The following is a 2,667-nucleotide window of genomic DNA, read 5'->3' as shown; positions in this document are numbered from 1 at the left end:
GCAAAGAGCAGGCCGAGCACGATGGTCACCACGCCCGAGACCCGCCACACCGTCTCCTGGTGCTCCAGGAGCAGGGACCCGAGGGAGCCCAGCGCCACGCCGTAGCTTGTGAACACCAGCGCGAAGCCCGCCACGAAGAGTGCCGTGCCCAGCACCAGACGCGCCCGCGGCGGACGCAGGGTCCCGGCGTCGCCGCTCTCCGGACCGGAGCCGGCCATCCCGGCGACGTAGGAGAGGTAGCCCGGCACCAGGGGGAGCGAGCACGGCGTGAAGAAGGAGAGCAGACCGGCCAGCGCGGCCACCGGCAGCGCGAGCACCATGGATCCGTCGAGGATCGCTCCCTGTGCCCCCCCGTTCATTGGGCTTCTCCCTGCATGTCGATCACCCGGTCCAGAAGGACCAGAAGCGGACCAGGACGGCAACCATGACCGCGGCGTACGGCAGGAGGGTCACCAGGCCGTGCCACTCCTGGGCGCGGGCCACTACGGGCGACTCCGCGCCCCAGCGCCCCAGCGCCCCGGAGCGCAGGTTGCGCAACGTGACGTACCACGCAATCGGCCACACCACGGACCAGACGACCATGCAGTACGGGCAGAGCGCGCCGATGCGGTAGAGGCTCTGAAACACGAGCCACCCCACCAGCGCCAGCCCTGTGAGCACCCCGACCTGCAGGCCCTGCCAGAACCAGCGCGCGAGCACGGCGCCGCTGAGCAGTGCCATCCCTGTCGTGATCACCACAGGGAAGGCTGCCACGCCGATCACCGGGTTGGGGAAGCCCAGGAGTGCGGCCTGCCACGACTCCATGATCGACCCGCAGCTCAGCACCGGGTTCACGCTGCACGAGGGGATGTACGCCGGGTCGTCGGCCAACCGGAATCGCTCGACGAGCAGCACCGCAGCCGCCACCAGGCCCACCCCGCCACCCGCGGCCAGGCCGAGGCCCAGCCGCTGGTCCCCCGTCACGACGACGCCAACGCCGCGTCGATGGCGGAGGTGAAGTCCTCGTAGGTCCGCGGCTGCAGCGGCTCGCCGTCGACGTAGAACGTCGGTGTCCCCTGCACCCCGAGCTCCAGGCCGTCGTCGACGTCGCGCTGCACCCGAGCGGCCACCTCATCCGAGGCGTAGTCGGCGTCGTACTGCTGCATGTCGAGGCCGATCTCCTCGGCGAAGCCTCGGAAGAGGTCGTCGTGCGGCACCTGCGCCTCGCCCCACTCCGCCTGGGTCTCGTACATCCGCTGGTACATTGCCTCGAGCTCGCCCTGTCGCGCAGCCGACTCCACGGCGCGCGCGGCTCGCTCGGCGTTGAAATGACCCGGCAGCGGGAAATATCGCGCGACGAAGGTGACCTCGCCGGCGTACTCCTGCCGCAGCTGCTCCACGGCCGGGTAGGCGGCGGCGCACGCCTCGCACTCGAAGTCCAAGAACTCCACGAAGGTGACTCCGCTGCTGCCCTCCTCCCCTAGGATCCGGCTGTCCTCGCGGACCAGCATCGACTCTTCCGGCGAGCCGGTCGCGACCGGTGCGGGTTGGTCACCTCCGCGGGACTGGACGACCAGCAGCAACACCACCACCGCGGACGTCACCAGGACCCCGAGGGCGATCGCGGCCTTGTTCTGCTTGGTCATGCACGTTCCCTTCAGGTCTACTATCAGCAATAGTAGCGAGCGGTTGACGACGGCACACAGGAGGGGATCTCACATGGGAGCCGGGCACGCACACGGACACGCCGGAGGGCGCCACCGGTGGAGGCTCGTGGTCACCTTCGGCATGGTCGCCACCTTCTTCGTGGTCGAACTGGTCGTTGGCCTCCTCACAGGGTCGTTGGCGTTGCTGTCGGACGCCGGCCACATGGCCGCGGACGTCGTCGCCCTCGGTGCGGCCCTGACCGCCACCAGCCTCGCGTTGAGGCCGGACCGGTCGGGACGACGCACGTACGGCTCGTACCGTGCCGAGATCCTCGCTTCTGGTTTCACCGTGCTGGTGATGCTGGGAGTGGCGACCTACATCCTCATGGAGGCATGGTCGCGTCGTGGCGAGTCGGTGTCGATCGAGACCGGGCCGATACTGGTCGTAGGTGGCTTGGGATTGCTGGTCAACATCATCTCCCTCGTCCTGTTGCGCCCCGGCGCCAGCGAGTCGCTCAACGTCAAGGGCGCCTACCTCGAGGTGATGGCAGACGCACTGGGGAGCGTCGGGGTTCTGGTTTCAGGGATCTTGGTCATGACCACAGGCAACACCGGGTGGGACGCGATATTGGCGGTCACCATAGCCGTCTTCGTCGCGATCCGCGCAGTGGTGCTCGGACGAGAGGTCCTGACCGTTCTGAGCCAGCACGCTCCGGCGGCACTGGACATCGACGCCGTGGCGCGGAACCTCGAGTCCGTCCCCGGCGTCCGCGAGTTGCACGACCTGCACGTGTGGACCCTCACCTCAGGCATGGACGTAGCTACCGCCCATCTCGTGGTGGACGGCGGCCCCACGGCGGCCGACGTCCTGGCGACCGCCCAGCAGGTGCTGCAGGACGAACACGGCATCAGTCACGCAACGTTGCAGGTCGAGGTGGATCCCAGCACCGAGTGTCACCGCGCCACGTGGTGAGTCGCGTCGAACCACACGCTCGCCTCGATCATCTCGGCGACACGCTCACCTCTTAGCACATGTAGTACT

General features: G+C 68.4%; 4 protein-coding genes. 1 reads left to right on the top strand and 3 read right to left on the bottom strand.

Annotation, left to right across the window (positions count from 1 at the left end; genetic code table 11):
* The 3 genes from A6Q79_RS00400 to A6Q79_RS00390 form a co-directional block, all read right to left on the bottom strand.
* Window positions 1-359, bottom strand: a 359-nt coding sequence (locus tag A6Q79_RS00400; RefSeq protein ID WP_317695260.1) for a cytochrome c biogenesis protein CcdA, incomplete at its 3' end; no start/stop codon positions are given.
* Between the two features lie 22 nt (window positions 360-381).
* Window positions 382-963: a vitamin K epoxide reductase family protein gene (locus tag A6Q79_RS00395; protein WP_317695258.1), complete on the bottom strand. Its 582-nt coding sequence runs from the start codon at window positions 961-963 to the stop codon at window positions 382-384.
* Entirely contained in the window at window positions 960-1,625 is a 666-nt protein-coding gene (locus A6Q79_RS00390; protein WP_317695255.1) for a thioredoxin domain-containing protein, read from the bottom strand. Before A6Q79_RS00390 ends, A6Q79_RS00395 begins: the two co-directional genes overlap by 4 nt.
* 127 nt (window positions 1,626-1,752) lie before the next feature.
* Here A6Q79_RS00390 and A6Q79_RS00385 point away from each other — a divergent pair, with 127 nt between their 5' ends.
* On the top strand, window positions 1,753-2,598 hold the full coding sequence (locus tag A6Q79_RS00385) for a cation diffusion facilitator family transporter (RefSeq protein WP_369037982.1): 846 nt from the start codon (window positions 1,753-1,755) through the stop codon (window positions 2,596-2,598).
* The last annotated feature ends 69 nt before the right edge of the window (window positions 2,599-2,667 follow it).

Source organism: Aeromicrobium sp. REDSEA-S32_B7 (genome assembly GCF_001626145.1).
Classification (GTDB): domain Bacteria; phylum Actinomycetota; class Actinomycetes; order Propionibacteriales; family Nocardioidaceae; genus Aeromicrobium; species Aeromicrobium erythreum.
Note: the sequence above shows the minus strand (reverse complement) of the source record. Positions and strands in the feature narration are given on the sequence as shown.